The sequence below is a fragment of the Variovorax ginsengisoli genome, assembly GCF_030486595.1.
GTDB lineage: Bacteria > Pseudomonadota > Gammaproteobacteria > Burkholderiales > Burkholderiaceae_C > Variovorax > Variovorax ginsengisoli_B.
In genome coordinates this window covers 102,565-121,152 of record NZ_JAUJZH010000009.1, presented here as the reverse complement: position 1 = coordinate 121,152, position 18,588 = coordinate 102,565, and the positions used below count along the sequence as shown (strand labels likewise).

The 18,588-nt window shown below is 69.6% G+C and carries 17 protein-coding genes; 5 read left to right on the top strand and 12 right to left on the bottom strand.

Going from position 1 to position 18,588, the window contains the following annotated elements:
• Positions 1–45 precede the first annotated feature (45 nt).
• Positions 46–1,335, bottom strand: coding sequence for a tripartite tricarboxylate transporter substrate-binding protein (locus tag QZH52_RS14610; RefSeq protein ID WP_301810234.1), 1,290 nt, complete (start codon positions 1,333–1,335; stop codon positions 46–48).
• Positions 1,336–1,428: 93 nt separating this feature from the next.
• Here QZH52_RS14610 and QZH52_RS14605 point away from each other — a divergent pair, with 93 nt between their 5' ends.
• On the top strand, positions 1,429–1,875 hold the full coding sequence (locus QZH52_RS14605) for a YidH family protein (RefSeq protein ID WP_301810232.1): 447 nt from the start codon (positions 1,429–1,431) through the stop codon (positions 1,873–1,875).
• A gap of 33 nt (positions 1,876–1,908) precedes the next feature.
• The gene (locus QZH52_RS14600) at positions 1,909–2,307 is read left to right on the top strand and encodes a hypothetical protein (RefSeq protein WP_301810230.1); all 399 of its coding nucleotides are present in this window, start codon (positions 1,909–1,911) and stop codon (positions 2,305–2,307) included.
• 35 nt (positions 2,308–2,342) lie between these two features.
• Here the strand turns inward: QZH52_RS14600 and QZH52_RS14595 are convergent, their stop codons facing one another.
• Both QZH52_RS14595 and QZH52_RS14590 read right to left on the bottom strand, forming a co-directional pair.
• Positions 2,343–2,954: a response regulator transcription factor gene (locus tag QZH52_RS14595; protein WP_301810226.1), complete on the bottom strand. Its 612-nt coding sequence runs from the start codon at positions 2,952–2,954 to the stop codon at positions 2,343–2,345.
• 45 nt (positions 2,955–2,999) lie between these two features.
• A complete protein-coding gene (locus tag QZH52_RS14590) occupies positions 3,000–3,368 on the bottom strand; it encodes a hypothetical protein (RefSeq protein ID WP_301810223.1) in 369 nt (122 codons plus the stop codon).
• A 173-nt stretch (positions 3,369–3,541) separates the two neighbouring features.
• Between QZH52_RS14590 and QZH52_RS14585 the strand changes: the two genes are divergently transcribed.
• On the top strand, positions 3,542–5,785 hold the full coding sequence (locus QZH52_RS14585; RefSeq protein WP_436411585.1) for a heavy metal translocating P-type ATPase: 2,244 nt from the start codon (positions 3,542–3,544) through the stop codon (positions 5,783–5,785).
• Between the two features lie 40 nt (positions 5,786–5,825).
• Positions 5,826–8,255, top strand: a complete 2,430-nt coding sequence (locus QZH52_RS14580; RefSeq protein WP_301810221.1) for a mechanosensitive ion channel family protein — start codon at positions 5,826–5,828, stop codon at positions 8,253–8,255.
• Here QZH52_RS14580 and QZH52_RS14575 read toward each other — a convergent pair.
• Positions 8,252–8,746 (bottom strand): CinA family protein, encoded by a 495-nt coding sequence (locus QZH52_RS14575; RefSeq protein ID WP_301810218.1) that lies wholly within the window; start codon positions 8,744–8,746, stop codon positions 8,252–8,254. The genes QZH52_RS14580 and QZH52_RS14575 overlap by 4 nt on opposite strands.
• A 71-nt stretch (positions 8,747–8,817) precedes the next feature.
• Here QZH52_RS14575 and QZH52_RS14570 point away from each other — a divergent pair, with 71 nt between their 5' ends.
• Complete coding sequence (locus tag QZH52_RS14570; RefSeq protein WP_301810215.1) at positions 8,818–9,891, top strand: MBL fold metallo-hydrolase; 1,074 nt, start codon at positions 8,818–8,820, stop codon at positions 9,889–9,891.
• Here the strand turns inward: QZH52_RS14570 and QZH52_RS14565 are convergent.
• The 8 genes from QZH52_RS14565 to QZH52_RS14530 all read right to left on the bottom strand — a co-directional run bounded on the left by QZH52_RS14565 (position 9,842) and on the right by QZH52_RS14530 (position 18,381).
• Positions 9,842–10,810 carry an ABC transporter permease gene (locus QZH52_RS14565; RefSeq protein WP_286531029.1) on the bottom strand — a complete coding sequence of 323 codons (969 nt, stop codon included), beginning with the start codon at positions 10,808–10,810 and terminating at the stop codon, positions 9,842–9,844. The two genes, QZH52_RS14570 and QZH52_RS14565, sit on opposite strands and share 50 nt — an antisense overlap.
• 10 nt (positions 10,811–10,820) lie before the next feature.
• Entirely contained in the window at positions 10,821–11,804 is a 984-nt protein-coding gene (locus QZH52_RS14560; protein ID WP_301810210.1) for an ABC transporter permease, read from the bottom strand.
• On the bottom strand, positions 11,804–13,327 hold the full coding sequence (locus QZH52_RS14555; protein WP_301810208.1) for a sugar ABC transporter ATP-binding protein: 1,524 nt from the start codon (positions 13,325–13,327) through the stop codon (positions 11,804–11,806). Before QZH52_RS14555 ends, QZH52_RS14560 begins: the two co-directional genes overlap by 1 nt.
• 18 nt (positions 13,328–13,345) lie before the next feature.
• Complete coding sequence (locus tag QZH52_RS14550; RefSeq protein ID WP_301810205.1) at positions 13,346–14,470, bottom strand: sugar ABC transporter substrate-binding protein; 1,125 nt, start codon at positions 14,468–14,470, stop codon at positions 13,346–13,348.
• A gap of 148 nt (positions 14,471–14,618) precedes the next feature.
• On the bottom strand, positions 14,619–15,395 hold the full coding sequence (locus tag QZH52_RS14545) for a DeoR/GlpR family DNA-binding transcription regulator (RefSeq protein WP_301810203.1): 777 nt from the start codon (positions 15,393–15,395) through the stop codon (positions 14,619–14,621).
• A 64-nt stretch (positions 15,396–15,459) separates the two neighbouring features.
• Positions 15,460–17,670, bottom strand: coding sequence for a phosphocholine-specific phospholipase C (locus QZH52_RS14540; protein WP_301810201.1), 2,211 nt, complete (start codon positions 17,668–17,670; stop codon positions 15,460–15,462).
• 15 nt (positions 17,671–17,685) lie between these two features.
• Positions 17,686–17,916: a hypothetical protein gene (locus QZH52_RS14535; protein ID WP_301810198.1), complete on the bottom strand. Its 231-nt coding sequence runs from the start codon at positions 17,914–17,916 to the stop codon at positions 17,686–17,688.
• A 231-nt stretch (positions 17,917–18,147) separates the two neighbouring features.
• Complete coding sequence (locus QZH52_RS14530; protein WP_286520390.1) at positions 18,148–18,381, bottom strand: hypothetical protein; 234 nt, start codon at positions 18,379–18,381, stop codon at positions 18,148–18,150.
• Between the last annotated feature and the right edge of the window lie 207 nt (positions 18,382–18,588).

Here is an 18,588-nt window from a genome sequence, read left to right as displayed (position 1 = left end):
GTGTCCCCAAGACGGTGGATGGTCGCACAGCCATGGACGACGTCCCTAGTCGGCGTGAAAGCCCGATGCCTTCACGATGGGCGCCCAGCGCGCAATATCGGCGTCCAGGGTCGCTGCGAGTTCGTCCGACGAGGTGCCGGTGAGTTCGAAACCCAACTCGGCGAGCCTGGCGGCCGCCTGCGGCGAATGCACGATCGTCGCGAACATCGTCGACCATCGATCGACGACCGTCTTCGGTGTACCCCGAGGGGCGAAAATGCCGACCCAGCCGATGGCCTGGACCGACGGATAGCCTTGCTCGATGAATGTCGGCACATCCGGCAGTTGCGCCAGGCGCCGGGTGCCCGACACCGCGATGATCCGAAACTTGTGCGCGCGATGCATCTCGATCAGGTCCGAGACCGACGAAATGCCGGCGGGAATATGGCCCGCGACGAGATCGACCGTCATCGGCCCGGCACCCTTGTAAGGCACGGGTTTCAAGACGATGCCCGCCTCCTGCGCAATCATGACGCCGAGAAACTGAGCCAGGCTTCCGGCGGAGCCCATGCCGTAGAACGATTCCGTCGGGTGGTCCTTCGCCCAGGCCACGAAGCCGGCCACCGAGGTCGCGGGGTGGTCCTGCGAAACCGCGAGCGCCAAGGGGTATGCCGCGATCTGCGAGACCGGCGCGAAGTCGTGCACCGCGTCGTAGTGGACATCCTTGAAGATCAGCGGCGCCAGGACCGGCACGACGAAGGGAAAGAGCGCCATGGTCTTGCCGTCGGGCGGCGCGTTCTTCAGCGCCATGGCGCCGATGCGGCCGCTCGCGCCCGGCTTTTCCTCGACATAGATGTGGGCGCCATATTCGGCGTTCGCACGTTCCGCCAGGTAGAGCGCCAGCGCCGTGGCGGAACCGCCTTCGAAGGGCACCAGGAACCTGATCGGGCCGCCGTCGTCTGCCCGCGAAACGGCAGCGAGGCAGATGCCCATCGCAAGTGTGAGAATCCTCAGGATCTTGGCCAGCCGCATGGCCGCTCCTTCGAAAATGCGCTTGCCCGATGGCCGAACCCGAACCCGCCGGCAGCGACTTCTGATCCGTCCGCCAGCGGCGGAGTATGACACCCGCGATGCCCGAGTGCGACCGGAGGTCTTGGAACCCCAGCCTGGCAGTGGCGGCACCGACCCCTCGCCACGACCGCCATTCCGCTGGTCTTCGGCACCCTGGCGGCGCGGTGGCTCGGCGGCCGTTGCTGGTGCAGCGATTCGCTCCTGCGATGGCCGGCAGCGCAACCCGCGGCGGGCGGCGCGCGGCTCGGCCGGATGAGGGCGATCACCGGCGCACACCCGTGCCACGTACGTGGCGCTACGTGGCCGCAGGGCTGGATTTGTCCGGCCGCCGTGCGCACAATGCCTCCTCGCAGCGCGCAACATGCGAAACGGATCTCCATGCAAGACCCTTCCTCAGCCACGCCGACCCACTCGACCCCGGGCGCGGCCGCGCTGGCGCAGAAGTCCTCCAGCGAGCTGGCGCTGTTCAACACCGAGCTGGCGATCGACCGCACCCTGATGGCTGCGGACCGCTCGTTGATGGCATGGGTGAGGACGGCGCTGTCCATGATCAGCTTCGGCTTCACGATCTACAAGATTCTCGAGGGCATCCGTGAACAGGGCGCGGCCTTGACGGCCAGCCACGTGCCGCGCGACATGGGGCTGTTCCTCACCGGCCTCGGAACGGTGGCGATGCTGATGGGCGTGGTCGAGTACTGGTACCGGATCAAGAAGCTCCGCGAAGCCAAGAACTTCCGCGTCTTCCAGCCCTCGTTCGTCATGGCGCTGATCATGGCGGTCACGGGCCTGTGCGCTTTCATGGGCATCAGCTTCAGGATGCTTTGAGCATCGCCGAAGAACCCGCGCGATGGAGGAACCATGGTCGATCTCCCGATGGATTTCCTCACCCGCACCTGGGCCGACATCACGAGCGGCCGGCACGCGCCGCTGGCGTTCCGCTTCATCCTGCAGCCGGCGGTGGCGGCCTTCCTGGCGTACCGGGCCGGCAGGCGGGATGCGCTGGACGGACGCCCCCTCTACTTCCTGGCACTGGTGCGCGACCGCGCGCAGCGCAGAGCCTTGATCCGGGAGGGCTGGGGACATGTCAGCAAGGTGTTCATCGTGGCGGTCGTGATGGACGCGATCTACCAATTCGTCGCGATGCGCTGGGTCTATCCGGGCGAGGCGCTCATGGTCGCCCTCGTGCTCGCGGTGGTTCCCTACCTGCTGTTTCGCAGCCTGGTGAACTGGATGCTGCGCCGCACGCGGTCCCGATGACCAGGTCGCCCCGGTCGCCGATTGCTTCGCGATGCCTACCCGCCCGGCCGCTCGAGGCTGAGACGTATCAACTCGGTCATCGAACTCACGCCCAGCTTCTCGAGCAGCCGGCTGCGATGCTGTTCGACGGTCCGGTGGCTGATGTCCAGCTCCTTGGCGATGAGCTTGCTCGGCAATCCCTTCAGCGCGAGCTGCATCACTTCGCGTTCACGCTCGGTCAGGGCCTCGATCCGCTTGTCGAGGTGGTCGTGCGCATCGTCCACGGGCGTTCGAAGCTTCGCATCCCGGCGCAAGGCCTCGTCGATCGCATCGAGCAGCTGCTGCTCGCGGTACGGCTTCTGCACGAAGTCCACGGCGCCATCCTTGACGGCCTTGACGGCCATCGCGATGTCGCCGTGACCGCTGATGAACACGATGGGGATCCGCGCACCGATCTTCGCCAGCCGCTCCTGCAGCGCCAAGCCGCTCATGCGCGCCATGCGCACGTCCAGCACCAGGCAGCCGGGACGTGCAGCGTCGAAGACCTCGAGGAAGGCGAGAGCCGAGCTGTAGGTCTCGGTGGCGAGGCCGACGGAGCTCACCAGTTCCCGCACCGAGTCGCGATAGGCCTCGTCGTCGTCGATGATGAATACGGTGGGGTCCGGCATCTCGCCAGTCTAGCGAATTGGCCGCGTCGTGTTCCCCTCGGGCCATCACTGCGTCAGGGGCCTGGAGCCATCCGCGGGCAGGACGATCGTCGAGTCGCCGTCCGGCGAGGTCATGGTGTCGGAGTCGCTCAAGGGCGGCGGCGCGCCTTGCGGAACGACCACGATGGCGCGGCCGCCGGGTGACGTGACATCGTCCAGGGGCCGCAGTCCGCGTTGAGCCTGGTCCCACGTCATTCCCGCATCGCGCACGCAGGCATCGCGTTGCGGGCGCGGCAGATGTCCATCATTGCAGTACGCGAGCGTGCGTTCGTAGCGCGCCCGGGCCGCGTCGAGGTCGGACGATTGCGCGAACGCGGCGGTGCACGCCGCAAGGGCGACGCAAGAGATCGCCGCATGCATGGGGTGGGGGGTCATGGTGCTGCTCCTCGGTGGGGGTGACGGGGCGATCCAGGGTGAGACGAGTCAAGCGACCTGTCTTGAATTGTCCGGCAGGCAGTACCCTTTGACCAGCCCGGGCCCGACGCCCGAGCCTCGCTTGACCTTGTAGTGGGTACAGGGTGTGAAATACCCTCGAAAGCGACAACGACATGGCCCAACACCACCAACCCCACGCGCCGACGGCCGCAGCGGATGCCTGCTGCGCTGCCACGCCACTGGGCGCGCCCGAGCCCACGCGGGTCGAACCCGGCGACGCGCCGAACACCTTCCGCATCGCCACCATGGACTGCACGGTCGAAGAGTCCGAGATTCGCCGCCTGGTGGAGCCGATCGCCGGTATTCGGGGGTTGCATTTCCGCCTCGGCCAGCGGACGCTGCGCATCGACGGCACCGACGCCGCGGTGCCGATCGCGCTGGCGGCCATTCGCAAGGCCGGCTTCGTGCCGGAGCCGCTGGAGGCCGCGGCCCAGACTGCGCCATCGCCCGATGGCGCGCTGCACGCGCACGGCGCGAGCCCCGGCCACCTGCGGCTCGCGGCCGCCCTTGCGCTCGCGGCGGCCGCCGAGGCGATCTCCTTCCTCGCCCCCGACATCCTGGCCTGGAAGGCAGCCGGCATGGCGGTCGCGGCGGCGGCGATCTGGCTGGCCGGCCTCGAGACCTACGCCAAGGGCTTGAGCGCGCTGCGGCACGGCAAGCTCAACATCAACGCCCTGATGTCGGTCGCGGTCACCGGCGCCTTCGCCATCGGCCAATGGCCGGAAGCCGCCATGGTGATGGCCCTGTATGCCATCGCCGAGTTGATCGAGGCGCGGGCGGTCGACCGCGCCCGCAACGCGATCAAGGGCCTGGTCGATCTTGCGCCCGCCGACGCCGAGGTGGCGCAGCCCGACGGCAGCTGGCGCCGCGTGCCGGCGACCGGGATCGCCATCGGCGCGATCGCACGCGTCAAGCCCGGCGAGCGCGTGGTGCTCGACGGCATGGTCACGCGCGGCCACAGCGCGATCGACCAGGCGCCCGTCACCGGCGAGAGCATTCCGGCCGACAAGGAGCCGGGCAGCCCGGTCTTCGCCGGCACGATCAACCAGAACGGCGAGCTGGAGTTCCGCGTCAGCGCGACGGCCAGCGACTCGACGCTGGCGCGCATCATCCACGCCGTCGAGGAAGCGCAAGGCACGCGCGCCCCGACCCAGCGCTTCGTCGATCGCTTCGCCGCCATCTACACGCCCGCCGTGTTCGCCCTCGCGCTGGCGGTGGCGGTGCTGCCGCCGCTGCTGCTGGGCTGGCCCTGGCTGGCCGCCGTCTACAAGGCGCTGGTGCTGCTGGTCATCGCCTGCCCCTGCGCGCTGGTCATTTCCACGCCGGTCACGGTGGTCAGCGGGCTGGCGGCAGCCGCGCGGCGCGGCATCCTGATCAAGGGCGGCAGCCACCTCGAGCACGCCCGCCGGCTCAAGGCCGTGGCACTCGACAAGACCGGCACCCTGACCGTGGGCAAGCCAAAGCTGGTGGCCTTCAAGGCCTGGCGCGAGGCCGACGAGCGACAGGCACGGCAATGGGCCAAGAGCCTGGCGGCGCGCTCCGACCATCCGGTGTCGGCCGCGATCGCCCTGGGCATCGAAGGCCACGCGCTGCCGGTGGACGGATTCAAGGCCCTGCTGGGCCGCGGCGTCGAGGGGGTGGTCGAGGGCCGCACGATGGTGCTCGGCAACCATCGCCTGGTCAGCGAACGCGGCCAGGCCGAGCCGGCGCTCGAAGCCGAGCTGGCGGCCCACGAAGCCCAGGGCCGCACCGTCACCCTGCTGGCGGACGAGGGCGGCGTGCTGGCGGTGTTCGCGGTGGCCGACACGATCAAGCCCAGTTCGGTGCAGGCCATCGCCGCGCTGCGGGCGCTGGGCGTCACACCGGTCATGCTGACCGGAGACAACCAGGCGACCGCCCTGGCACTCGGGCGCGAGTCCGGCATCGACGATGCCCGCGGCGGCCTGCTGCCCGAAGACAAGCTGGCGGCCATCCGGGACATGCGCCAGCGCTACGGCCCGACAGCCATGATCGGCGACGGCATCAATGACGCGCCGGCCCTGGCGCAGGCCGACATCGGCTTCGCGATGGGCGGCGCCGGCACCGACACCGCCGTGGAGGCCGCCGACGTCGTCATCATGAACGACGACCTCGGCCGGATCGCCGAGACCATCCACCTGTCGCGCCGCACGCACGCGGTGCTGTGGCAGAACATCTCGCTGGCGCTCGGCATCAAGGCGGTGTTCTTCGTGCTGGCGGTGTTCGGCAGCGCGACCATGTGGATGGCCGTCTTCGCCGACATGGGCGCGAGCCTGCTGGTGGTGGCCAACGGGCTGCGGCTGCTGCGCGGCGTGTCCCGCCCTCTTCGTTCTCCTTGACACCCTTCAGGATTCGAAAGCAACATCGCCGCGACCGACCATGCCCACGCGCCTCCTCGCCTTCATCGCCTGCGCGTTGTGGCTCATCGGCGCGCAGGCGGCGACGGCGGCCGACGCACCAGTCGCCGCCACGGCGACCTCCCCGATCCCGACCGCGGACATCACGGCCCGCGCCGACGCCGACGAACAGTTCGTCCAGGCCGCCATGCGCCGCGTCGCGTCGGCGGAAGAACTGCAGCGTTCGAAAGACGTGCTGGCCCGCCAGTCCGCCGCCGTCGAGGCGCTGTCCTCGCTTTCCACCGGCACCGACCTCGCCGCGCTGCCGGTTCGGCGCCTCGAGAGCCTGCAGAGGCACTGGCAGCTCTATGCCCGCGAGCTCGCCGACGGCCGCGCCCGCCTCTCGCGAACCACCCACGCGCACGCCGAAGACGCCGCCTCGCTGGCCGCCCGCCGCAGCGACTGGCAGGCCACGCGCGCAGCGTCAACCGAGCTGGCGGCGGCGCTGCAGCAGCGCATCGACGAGCTGATTGCGCAGATCGAACAAGCCGAGCAGCGGGTCGCGCAACCCCTGGCCGAGCTGCTCGATCTCGGCCGCAAGGCGAGCGTGCTGGCGGCCGAGGTGGACGCCGGCCAGGCGGCGGTGCAGACCCAGGTCGAGGAGCTCGACCGGCGCCTGCTGTCGATGGATTCGCCGGCCCTGTGGCAGGGCGCCGCCGCCGGCCGGGCCTCCGAGACGGCCAATGCCAGCCTGCGCAAGAGCCTGGCCATCGAGACCGCCTTCGCGCGCGACCACGATGCCGCGAACGCACCGGTGCTGCGCGTGCTGGTGGCCGTCGGCCTGGTGCTGCTCCCGCTGCTGTTCTGGCTGCGCCACCGCGCCGGACAGCTCATTGCCCAGGGCCATGCCAGCGCCGCCTCACTCCAGGCGCTGACCCGCCCCTGGGCCGCCTGGCTGGTGCTGCTGGCGCTCGGTGCGGTGGTGTTCGACTTCCAGGGTCCGGCCATCCGCCAGCAGGCGGCCATGTTGCTGGCCTGGGTGCCCGTGCTGCGCCTGCTGCCCGAGCGGATCCTGCAGGCCGTCGGCCCCTGGGCCTATCTCAGCGCCGTCTTCTACTTCCTGAACGTGCTGGCCTCGCTGCTGCTCGGCAACGAATTCCTGTACCGGAGCATGCTGCTCGCGATGGACCTGTCGATGGCCGGCACCCTGGTCTGGCTGGTCGCGCGGGCGCGCCGCGCCGCCGGGACCGCGGACGCGCCGTCGAGTCCGACCCCGATGATCTACCTGCTGGGCGCCGCCTCGGCGGTGCTCGCGGCGGCCGCGGTCTCCAACCTGCTCGGCAACCTGTCGCTGTCGGCCATGCTGACCAGCGCCGTGCTCGACACCAGCTACCTCGCCCTGGTCATGTATGCCGGCGCCACGGTGCTGGTGGCGCTGTTCAGGGTGCTGCTGGCGCGGCCGGGGCCGGCGCGCCCGGGGGCCCGCAACACCAGCTCGCTGATCGACGCCGGCGCCAGGATCGGCCGCACGCTGATGGCCGTCGCCTGCGTCGTCATCGGGCTGCAGGCCTTTCGCATCTATCGCCCGCTGTCGGACTTCCTGCTGGCGATCCTCTCCTACGGATTCACCATCGGCGTGGTGTCGCTGAGCCTCGGGAACATCGCGGCGTTCGTGGCCGCCGCCTTCCTGGCCTTCTGGCTGGCGCGCACGATCCGCATGCTGCTGGCCGAGGACATCCTGCCCTCGCTCGCCCTCACGCGCGGCGTAGGCAACAGCATCTCGACGCTGACCTACTACACGATCCTGCTGGTCGGACTGCTGTCGGCGCTGGCCGTGCTGGGCTTCCCGATCGGGCAGCTGGCCATCGTGTTCGGCGCCCTCGGCGTCGGTATCGGCTTCGGGCTGCAGGACGTCGTGAAGAACTTCGTCGCCGGCCTGATCCTGATGTTCGAGCGGCCGATCCAGCCGGGCGACGTGGTCGATGTCGCGGGCATGTCCGGCACGGTGCGCCAGATCGGCATGCGGGCCACCATCGTGACCACCTTCGAAGGCGCCGACGTGGTGGTGCCCAACGGCATGCTGCTGGCCGACAAGCTGGTCAACTGGACGCTGCGGGGCACGCGCCGGCGCATCGACATCAATGTCAGTACCGGCCCCGACGTGCCCCCGCGCACCACCATCGAGCTGCTGCTTGCGATCGCCCGCGGCGTCGACGGCGTGGCCACCGTGCCGGAACCCGCCGCCCTCATGACCGGCCTGACCGCCGGCGCCCTCGACTTCAGCCTGCGCGCCTGGACCACCGACAGCGTCAGCTGGGTGGTGGTGCGCAGCAACCTGGCGGTGGCGGTGCGCGAAGGCCTGGCGGAAGCCGGCATCGAGGTGCCCCGGCCGCAGAGCGACCTGCACCTGCGCGGCCTGTCGGCGGAATTCGCGCAAGCGCTGGCCGGCAAGGAACCCGCAGCGCCGTCCTAGGGCTGCCGCAGCACGTCATCGAACAGCGCCAGCAGGTGGCGCGCGAACAGGTCCATGTTCAGCGTCCGTTCGGCTTCGCCGGTCGCGACGGTCTGGGTCGACGTCGCGGCGCCGGCGACCGCCAGGCACACATGGCCGGGCGCGTCGCCGTAGGGGCTGCCCGACGGGCCCGCCGCGCCGCTTTCGGCCAGGCCCCAGGTGGCGCGCAGCTGCTGGCGCACCCGGTTGGCGACCAGCGCGGCATAGGGCTCGGTCTCGCCGCGCAGGCCGGCGACGTCGGCGGGCGTCAGGCCGAGCAGCGCCCTGCCGGCGCGCCGGGTGTAGACCACCGCGCCGCCCAGGAAGAAAGCCGAGGCCCCCGGTATCGCCAGCAGTGCCGCCGAGACCAGCCCGCCGGCCGAGGATTCGGTGACCGCGACCGTCTCGCCGCGCTCCTTCAGGGTGGCGCCGACGCGGGCGGCGAGCATGGAGAGTGGTGGCAGGTCGGACATGCGGCTATCGTAAGGGCGCTTTCCCCTGGCCGCAGAGCCCGCTAGACTCGACCGCCAGCGAGGTCCCCACCATGATCTTCGAGCAAGTTGCAACCGGCGGCTGCCAGTCCTACCTCGTGGGCTGCGACGAGACCCGCGCCGCCGTCCTGATCGATCCGGCGCTGAGCCAGATCGACCACTACGTGGCCCTCGCCGCACAGAACGGGGTGCGCATCCGCTACCTCATCGACACCCACACCCACGCCGATCATTTCTCGGCCACCAAGGAACTGGCACGCCAGCTCGGCGTGCCGGTCGTGATGCAGCGGGCCAGCCCGGCGCCCTTCGTCGACATGCGGCTCGGCGACGGCGAGATGATCGTCGTCGGCCAGATGCGCCTGCAAGTGCTGCACACGCCCGGCCACACGGCCGACTCGATGTGCATCCAGGTCGACGACCGGCTCTTCACCGGCGACACCCTGCTGATCGGCGGCACCGGCCGCACCGACCTGCCCAGCGGCGACCCCGAGGCGCTCTACGACAGCCTCTTCAACCGGGTGCTGCATCTCGACCCTGCGCTCAAGGTGTACCCGGCCCACGACTACAAGGGCCGCAGCCATTCGACGATTGGCGAGGAACTGGTGTCGAACCCACGGCTGCAGAAGCGCGAGCGGGCGGCCTTCGTCGAGATGATGCGCAGCCTCAACCTCACGATGCCGACCCACATCACGGAAGCCCTGCGCACCAACATGAGCGGCGGCAAGACCGTGGCCCGGCTGCTGGCCGAAGCCACCTCGTCGGTGCCCTTCATGTCGCTGGTCGAGCTCAAGGGGCGCGTCGAGGCCGTCGAGGACGACCTGATCGTGCTGGACGTGCGCGAACGCGATGCCTTCGAGGCCGGCCACATCCCCGGCGCCCGGCTGCTGCCGCGCGGGCAGCTCGAGCTGCGCGTCAACCAGGAGCTGCCGGACCCGACGCGGCGCATCCTGACCTGCTGCGAGCTGGGCTACATCTCGACCCTGGCGGCGGCGACCCTGCGGGAGATGGGCTTCCTGCACGCGGTGGCGCTGGATGGCGGCATGAAGGCCTGGCGCGAGGCCGGCTATCCGCTGGAGCCTACTGCGAATGCCGGCGCCCCCGGCCATACATCAGCAGCATCGCGATGATGACCGCGCCGTAGATCACCTGGCGCCCCATCTCGGGGATCTGCATCACCGAGAGGATCGACTGCAGCAGCGTGATCAGGATCACGCCCACCACCGTGCCGACATACGAGCCCCGGCCGCCGAGGATGTGGGTCCCGCCCAGCACCACGGCGGCGATCGCGGGCAGCTGGTAGGCGTCACCCATGGCCTGGTAGGCCTTGGTCGAATAGCCGGTGAGCAGCACGCCGGCCGCCGCCGAGCAGGCGCCGGCGATCGCGAAGCACAGCAGGGTGACCCGCCGCGTGTCCACCCCCGACAGGTAGGCGGCGCGCTCGCTGTTGCCGACGCCGTAGATGGCGCGGCCCAGCGTGGTGCGGTGCAACAGGAACAGGGTGCAGGCGCCCACCACGATCCACACCAGCAGCGGGTTGGGAATGCCGAGCAGCGAGCGCCCGGTGGCCAGCAGGTGCATCGCCGGCGTGGCGCGGTCCTGCGGCGCGAAGCCGCCGGTCTGGACCACGATCAGGCCCTGGGCCACCGCATTGATGCCGAGCGTGAAGATCATCGACGGCACGCGCAGGTAGGCCACTCCGATGCCGTTGACGATTCCGAACAGGCAGCCGCAGAGAATGCCGAACGGGATCGCGAGCCACTCGCCGGCTGGGCCCCACCAGCCGGCCGCGGCCGCCGACATGACACCGCCGACCGTCACCAGCCAGGGCACCGACAGATCGATGCCGCCGAGCAGGATGACGAGCATCGCGCCGGTCGCGACGAGGCCGAGGAACGAGGCGATCTGCAGTTGCAGCAACAGGTAGTCCGCCGAAAGAAAGTTCCTCGAGTAGAGGCTGCCGACCAGCAGCAGCCCGAGCGTGCAGGCCGCCGCCGCGACGACCGGCAAATGGCGGGAGCGCCGGAGGCGAAGGGCGAGCGCGGTCACGATGGCGACGTCACTTGAAGAGGTCGAGCCGGTTGTCGACCTTCAGCAGCCGCAGCGCCCCGAGGCTGACCGCGGCCAGCAGGATGACGCCCTGGAACAGCGGCTGCCACAGCGGCTCGAGATCGAACACGAAGAGCAGGTCGCCGATGGTGCGCAGCACCAGCGCGCCGAACACCGAGCCGATGGCGCTGCCCGCGCCGCCGGCGAGCGAGGTGCCGCCGATGACAACGGCGGCGATGGAGTTCAGGGTGTAGACGCCACCGATCGCCGCCGAGGCCTCGCCGGAATAGGTGACGAAGGTCAGCAGCAGCCCGCCGATCGACGCCAGCAATCCGGCCAGCGTGTAGGTCACGAGACGGGTGCGGCCGATGTTCACGCCCGACATGTAGGCCGCCGCTTCGGCCGAGCCGATCGCCAGTGCCGAGCGGCCGACCGCCGACCGGCGAAACGGGACCCAGACCCCCAGGACCACCGCGAGCAGCACCACCAACATCGCGGGGACGCCGCCCGGCAGCGCGCCGGTGAGCGCGTCGGCCAGGCCGGCATGGACGTCGCCGCCCGGCACCGGCCGCAGGCCCAGCGCAAGTCCGAAATAGACCGCGCCGGTGGCCAGCGTCGTGATGATCGGCTGCAGCCGGCCATAGACGATGATCGCGCCGTTGATCCAGCCGCACAGCGCGCCTGTGGCCAGCACGACGAGCACGCCGGCCGCCGCCTGCAAGGGCGTGCCGACCACCAGGTGCGAGGCGAGGCAGTTCGCCAGCACGAACACCATGCCGACCGACAGGTCGATGCCCGAGGTCAGCACCGGCAAGGTCTGCGCCATCGCGACGATCGCCAGCAGCACGCCCTTGTTGGCGGCGGTGGTGAGCACCGGCACGGTCCAGCCGGTCTGGTGCTTGCCGATGTAGAGCGCGAAGATCAGCACGAACAGGGCGGCGGCGGTCCAGCAGGCGCGCTGCTCGCGCAACCGGAAGCGCCAGTCCTCGCGCATCAGTGCAAGGTCTCCGCCGTGAGATTGAGCGCGCTGGCCACCAGCGCGTGCTCGGTCAGCTCGGCGCCGGCCAGCCAGCGCAAGATGCGGCCGTCGAAGAACACGGCGACACGGTCGCAGCAGCCGATCAGCTCGGCATAGTCGGTCGAATACAGCAACACGGCGGCGCCCTCCTCGGCCAGGCGCCGCAGCAGCACATAGATCTCCTGCTTGGTGCCGACGTCGATGCCGCGCGTGGGGTCGCTCAGCAGCACGATGCGCGGCGCGTTCATCAGCCATTTCGCGATCACCACCTTCTGCTGGTTGCCGCCCGACAGCGTCGCCACCGGGTCGCCGAGTTCGGGCGCCTTGATCGACAGCCTGCGGACCATCGCGGCGGTGGCCTCGGCCTCCACCGACGCGATGACGACACCGGCCCGGCTCAGGCGATCGAGCGCCGCGAAGCTCAGGTTGTCGCGCACCGACATCGGCAGCATCAGGCCGTCGGTCTTGCGGTCCTCCGGCACCAGGGCGATGCCGATCCCGCGCCGCTTGGCCTGGCGCGGGCTGCCGGCCGAGACCGGATCGCCGCCCTGGCGCACCTCTCCGGCCACCCCGCGCAAGACGCCGAACAGCGCCAGGAAGAACTCGCGCTGGCCCTGGCCATCGAGCCCGCCGAGCCCGACGATCTCGCCCGGCCGCACGGCCAGCCGGATGTCGTGCAGCCGGCCGCCCCACGACAGGCCGCGCACGTCCAGGGCCGGCGGCGCCGTCTCGGCGGCAGCGCGCGGCGGCGGCTTGGGCGGGAAGGCATGCGCGATGTCGCGGCCGATCATCATCTCGACCGTCTGCGCGTCGCTCTGGCTGCCGGCGGCGAAGGTCGCCACGTGCCGGCCGTTGCGGAACACCGAGCATTCGTCCGCCAGCTCGGCGATCTCGTTCATGCGGTGCGAGATGTAGACGATCGCCAGGCCCTCGTCGCGCAGCCGCTTGAGCAGGCCGTAGACCCGCTGCACGTCGGCGGCGGTGAGGGCCGAGGTGGCTTCGTCGAGGATCAGGATCTTCGGCTGCCGCGACAGGGCCTTGGCGATCTCGACCATCTGGCGGCGCGACAGCGAGAGGCTGTCGACCGGCGCCAGCGGATGGATGTCCTGCGCCCCGGCGCGGGCCAGCGCCGCCTCGGCCACGCGGCGCTGGGCCCGGCGGTCGATGAGGCCGAGGCGGGTCGGCGGATTGGTGATGCAGATGTTGTCGGCCACGCTCAGGTGCGGCATCAGCGACAGCTCCTGGAAGATGCAGGCGATGCCCGCCGCCACGGCATGCTGCGGATGAACGAAGCGGCGATCGGTCCCCTCGAGGACGATGCGGCCCTCGTCGGGCTGCACGACCCCGGCCATGATCTTGATCAGGGTCGACTTGCCCGCACCGTTCTCTCCCAGCAGCGCATGGATGCGCCCGGGCGCACAGGCGAACTGCGCGCGGTCGAGCGCCCGCACTCCGCCATAGCGCTTGGAGACGTCGACCAGCTCGAGGACCGGGTCCAAATCGAAATGTCCGTCGTGTCAGTTGTTCTTCTCGTCCTTCGACATGATGTCGGTCGCCTTCAGCGTCACGCCGCACGGCGGGAAGTCGTTGGTGGTGAAGAAGTTGTCCGACAGATCGGGGAAGTAGTTCTCGCCGGCCTTGAAGTCGGGGTGGGTGGCGGTCGGAATCGGCACCGAGATCAGCTGCGGCATCACCTTGCCTTGCAGCGCCGCGACGGCCGCCTTCATCGAGATCGCGACCAGCCCCGGCGACTGACCGAGCGAGGTGCACAGCAGCCCGTCCTTGGCGCGCTCGACGCACAGCTTGCGGAAGCCGTTCTCGGCCTCGCCGGCCACCGGGATCATCTTGTGCTTGGCATCGATCAGCGCCCGCACCGAACCGGTCGATCCGCCCTGGGTGTACATGCCGTCGAAGTTCTTGTGCACCGCCACGGCATCGGCCACCGCCTTCTGGGCCGTGCCGTCGTCCCAGTTGCCGACCACTTCGACGACCTCGAACTTGTTGCCCGGCGCCTCGACCACCTTGCGAAAGCCCAGGTGGCGGTCGCGGTCGACCGAGTTGCCCGGAACGCCGCGCACCTCGAGCAGCCGGCCGCTCTTCGACGGGATGTTCTTCACCAGCCATTCGCCCGACTGCGCGCCCATCGCGGTCTGGTCCTCGTTGACCATCATCACCTCGGTGCTGTCGAGCACGTTGTCGAAAGGCACGACGACGATGCCGGCGGCATTGGCGCGCTTGATGACCGGCGCGAAGGCCGTCGGGTTCACCGCGATCGTCACGATGGCGTCGTAGCCCGAGTTGATGAAGTTGTCCATGGCCGCGATCTGGGCAGCGACGTCGGTGCCGGTGGAGACGATCTTGAATTCCTTGATCTGCGATTTCATTTCCGGCGTCGCCGCGTAGGCCTTGGCCATCTTGATCATCTGGATGCGCCAGGTGTTGCCGACGAAGCCATTGGCCAGCGCGATGCGGTAAGGCCCCTTCTTGGCGGGCCACTGGAAGTACTTGGTGCTGGCGTCCCAGGGCTTGAAGCAGGCCGGGTTCTCGCCGGGTCCGCTGACCACTGCCGGTCCGGCCGCCATGACGGCACCGGTGGCGAGGCATGCGGCGACCGCCGCGGCGATGCGTGTGCGAATGATCATTGCTGTCTCCTTCGGAGGACTCGGTCGGGGCGACCGGCCAACGGACGAACAATGCGCCGTGCGCTCCCTGCACGTCGTCCGGCGCGCAGAGGGCCCGGACATCATACGAATATGTCGTCTTTCGGCCCGCTTGGTGAATACCCTTGCCTCAGGCGACGATCACGCGCGGGCACGCCTTGCGCAGGGCCGCGAGCGCGCCGATCTCGCGCGCCCTGGCGTCCGTGACGGCGATGTCGATGTCGGCGCTTCGGATGTAGGTCACGCGGCTGGCCTGGCCGATCTTGCTGTGGTCGGCCAGGATCACCACCTGCTGCGCCTGTTCCGACATGGCGCGCGCGACGGCGGCTTCGTGGTGCTCGAAGCTCATCGCGCCGTGCTTCGGATGCAGGCCCACCGGCGACAGCAGCGCCACGTCGGCACGAAAGCGCCGGATGTCCTCCAGCGTGCCTTCGCCATGCGTGGCCTGCGTCTTCACGTCGATGGCGCCGCCCAGCAGGCGCACCTCGTTGCGCGAGGCCCGGCCTTCGTCGGCACCGGCCAGCTTGAGTGCGATGGCCAGCGAATTCGTGATCACGGTCATGCCGCTGAGCGTCGCGATCTCCTCGGCCAGGATCGACGTGGTGCTGCCGGCATCGAGGAACAAGGTCTGGCCGGGCCGCAGCAGTGCCACGGCGGCCCGGGCGATGGAGCGCTTTTCCTTCTGGCGCGCGATCAACCGCAGCGCCAGCGGCGGCTCGGGCTCGGGCGGCGTGGCGACGGCGCCGCCATGCACCCGGCGCAGCTCGCCCAGCCCTTCGAGCTCGAGCAGGTCGCGCCGCACGGTTTCGCGCGAGACGGACAGGTCCTGCACGACGCGGTCGACGCTCAGGCGAGAGAAGGTGGCCAGCAGGCTGCGGATGCGGAGAAAGCGTTCTTCTTGGAGCATGGGAAGGAGGGTCTGGGCGCCGCGGCAACGAGCGCCATGATTGCACGCCGCGGCGCCGCCCCGGTCAGAGGTCCGCCATGCCCATCGCCGGATCGCTGACCGTGTGCTTGCCGGTCTCGACCCGGCCGGCGAAGCGCCGGTAGTAGCGCGGGTCGGTGTCGCAGGTCACGGCGAAGTCATACCACTGGCCGCTGGCGGCCAGGTCCCAGTGCTGGTCGACCGTGGTGTTGCCGGCGACCGAGGCCGCCCACGGGCCATCGCCGCGATAGGCCTTGGCCTTGACCGTGAAGCCGGCCGCCTTCTTGCCCGCGTTCATCATGGTCAGGTACACGTTGCCGTTCGTGATGTCGTAGCACACCCGCACTTCGGGTTGCGCCACGTCGTTGGCGCGCAGCGCATTGAGGTCGCCCTTGAAGTGGCGGTGGAAACCGTTCGGGCCCAGCACCCACAGGTCGTACAGCCCGGCGTCGTCGGTCATCGCGGCCCAGCTGTCGTCCAGCGTCTTTCCCGCCTCGACCATGTAGCGGCGCGGCAAGCGGTCCAGGTGCAGCTTGTCGTAGACGTGGAACACGGCGGCCTGCTTGCCGGTGTTGGCGAACAGCAGCTGCACCTTGCCGCTCGCGGCGTTGCAGCGCGCGCTGGTGTGCAGCTCGTAGGGCAGCGCGCGCGAGGGCCGCGTGCCGGTGGCCTGCTTCGGCAAGGTCGCGGTGCCGGGCAGCGCCACCTGGGTCAGGGCGTCCTGCGACGCACGCAGCGTGTCGGCGGCGGCCTTGGTCGTGCGCCCGGCCAGCGTCGGCAGCACCTCGGTGTTAGGGGTCGCGAAATTGAAGACGCTCGTGAGGTCGCCGCACACCGCGCGCCGGAACGCGCTGATGTTGGTCTCCTTGACGCCGAAGCGGGCCTCGAGGAAGCGCAGCACCGAAGTGTGGTCGAAAGCCTGCGAGTTGACCCAGCCGCCGCGGCTCCAGGGCGAGATGACATACATCGGCACGCGCATGCCGGGGCCGTACACGCGGCCGTCCGGCGTGTCCTGGTCGACCGTGCCGGGAGGCGCCGGATGGGTGAAGTACTCGACGCCCATGTCGGCGTCGACTAGCGTGGTCTTGCCGGCGGCAATGCCGCCCGCGTCCTTCGATGGCGCCGAGGGCGAAGGCACGTGGTCGAAGAAACCGTCGTTCTCGTCGAAGTTGACGATCAGCACGGTCTTGCTCCAGACCTCGGGCACGGCGGTGAGCGCGTCCAGCACCTCCTGGATGTACCAGGCGCCCTGCACCGGGCTCGACGGGCTCGGATGCTCCGAGTAGGTCGAGGGCCCGACCACCCAGCTGACCTGCGGCAGCTTGCGGTTCAGGATGTCCTGCTTGAAGGTGGCGAGGAAGCCACCGTCCGGCATCGTGTTGGCGATGCCCTTGTAGAGCGGGTTGCCGACGTTGTCGGAGGCCGGGTCATAGGCCGGCGACACCACGCTGCCGTCGTGGCTCACGGGCTTGCCCGAGGCCTCGTTGGCGAGGCGGTACTGCTTGAAGCCGCACAGCGGGTTGTCGGTGTAGTTCGACGGCATGTTCTGGTAGACGATCCAGCTGACACCGGCCTTCTCGAGGCGCTCGGGGTAGGTGGTCCAGTCGTACCCCTGGGTCGAGGGGCCGATGTCGTCCCATTCGTTGGTGACCATCGCCACGTTGGCGCCGGTCGGTCCGTTCGTGCCGGTCCAGTGGAAGCTGCGGTTGGAGTTGGTGCCGGTGTGCATCGAGCAGTGGTAGGCATCGCACACCGTGAAGGCATTGGCCAGCGCGAACTGGAACGTCAGCTCGGCCTCCCGGTAGTAGCCCATCGACTGCGTGAAGGGCGCGGTCGATGTCTTCTTGTAGGTGGGCCACTTGCTCAGGCGGCCGCCGTCCCAGGCGTTCTGGCCGTCGTTCCAGTCGTGCGGCGTGCCCTTGACACGCAGCGCGTTGCCCTTGGTGCTGTCGAGGTAGTAGGGCGTGACGATCTGGCCGGCCAGGTATTCCTGCTCCCACACGGTGCGGCCGTTGGGCAGCGGGATCGTGAACCGGTCGCCGAAGCCACGCACGCCGGCGAGGGTGCCGAAGTAGTGGTCGAACGAGCGGTTCTCCTGCATCAGGATCACGACGTGCTCGACGTCCATGATCGTTCCGGTCGCGTTGTTGGCCGGAATGGCGAGGGCGCGGCGGATGGCCGGCGGAAAGGAGGCGAGCGTGGCGGCGGCGATGCCGGTGGTGGCGGCGCCGCGCAGGAAGTTGCGTCGTGAAGTCATGAGGGGGTACGGGGATCAGGGCGCGCAGCGCATTTCGGGTTTGGCGGAGGTGTCCGGCGTCACCGGCGTGGCGGGCGTGCCGGAGGTCCCGGGCGAGGTAGCGGTGCCGCCGGCGACCGGAGGGATCGCACCGCTGCTGCCGCCGCCGCCGCAGGCACTCAGCGCGAAGACGGTCGCGAGGCCGAGCAGAACCGCGCGCCAACCGGGCCGGGGTTCGGAATTGGAGGAAGCGAAACGCGCATGCATGGAATCTCTTTCTTTCGTGAGCGGATGTCGGGTGGGCGAAGCTCCAGAGCGCGCCGGGTGCGTCTCGTTGCCGATGAGGCAACTTTTGCATTTGCACGAATTTCCACAAACACTCTGGATGCCACAATGATGGCCGCGGCACATGTCAGCGCTTTGACAGACGCAGGGTGTCCCGCGTCGCTGCGGACGCGACGTCAGTCGAAGAGATTCAGGGAGCGGCGCGGGGGCCGTTCAGCCCCACACCTCGCCGCGATCGATCTTGCTCTTGGCGTAGCCGTCGGCGGCGATGAGGGCGGCTTGCGGATCGGAAAACTCGCCGGGCACGAGATGCCGCGGATGGGCGCCGGGAATTCCGGGGAAGAGGTCGAAGGACACCCACGCCCAATAGCGCCGATACGGCGACGGGCTGGTGAAGGCCAGCACCCGGTAGCCCTTGTACACGAAGGTCAGTTCAGCTGGGGCCACGGTGTCGTCTCTTCCTCGTTGAGCGCAACAGTATGCCGGCATCCGTCGCGGTCGCGGCGAGGCCGGCGTCGACGGAGTAGGACACGTCCGTCCCGTTCTTCAGTTCGCCGCTGAACCCTGGGGCCACGAGCCCGCCACATAGTCGCTCCACGGTTTCGGCAACACCCCATGGGCACTCCGGAACCGCGGAGGCCCTCCGCACGGACG

Excerpts from the sequence above, each read along its gene's own strand:
- QZH52_RS14605 (WP_301810232.1), top strand. The coding sequence starts at position 1,429 with ATGCAAGACCCTTCCTCAGCCACGCCGACCCACTCGACCCCGGGCGCG.
- QZH52_RS14600 (WP_301810230.1), top strand. The coding sequence starts at position 1,909 with ATGGTCGATCTCCCGATGGATTTCCTCACCCGCACCTGGGCCGACATC.
- QZH52_RS14595 (WP_301810226.1), bottom strand. The coding sequence starts at position 2,954 with ATGCCGGACCCCACCGTATTCATCATCGACGACGACGAGGCCTATCGC.
- QZH52_RS14590 (WP_301810223.1), bottom strand. The coding sequence starts at position 3,368 with ATGACCCCCCACCCCATGCATGCGGCGATCTCTTGCGTCGCCCTTGCG.
- QZH52_RS14585 (WP_436411585.1), top strand. The coding sequence starts at position 3,542 with ATGGCCCAACACCACCAACCCCACGCGCCGACGGCCGCAGCGGATGCC.
- QZH52_RS14580 (WP_301810221.1), top strand. The coding sequence starts at position 5,826 with ATGCCCACGCGCCTCCTCGCCTTCATCGCCTGCGCGTTGTGGCTCATC.
- QZH52_RS14575 (WP_301810218.1), bottom strand. The coding sequence starts at position 8,746 with ATGTCCGACCTGCCACCACTCTCCATGCTCGCCGCCCGCGTCGGCGCC.
- QZH52_RS14570 (WP_301810215.1), top strand. The coding sequence starts at position 8,818 with ATGATCTTCGAGCAAGTTGCAACCGGCGGCTGCCAGTCCTACCTCGTG.
- QZH52_RS14560 (WP_301810210.1), bottom strand. The coding sequence starts at position 11,804 with ATGCGCGAGGACTGGCGCTTCCGGTTGCGCGAGCAGCGCGCCTGCTGG.
- QZH52_RS14550 (WP_301810205.1), bottom strand. The coding sequence starts at position 14,470 with ATGATCATTCGCACACGCATCGCCGCGGCGGTCGCCGCATGCCTCGCC.
- QZH52_RS14545 (WP_301810203.1), bottom strand. The coding sequence starts at position 15,395 with ATGCTCCAAGAAGAACGCTTTCTCCGCATCCGCAGCCTGCTGGCCACC.
- QZH52_RS14540 (WP_301810201.1), bottom strand. The coding sequence starts at position 17,670 with ATGACTTCACGACGCAACTTCCTGCGCGGCGCCGCCACCACCGGCATC.
- QZH52_RS14535 (WP_301810198.1), bottom strand. The coding sequence starts at position 17,916 with ATGCATGCGCGTTTCGCTTCCTCCAATTCCGAACCCCGGCCCGGTTGG.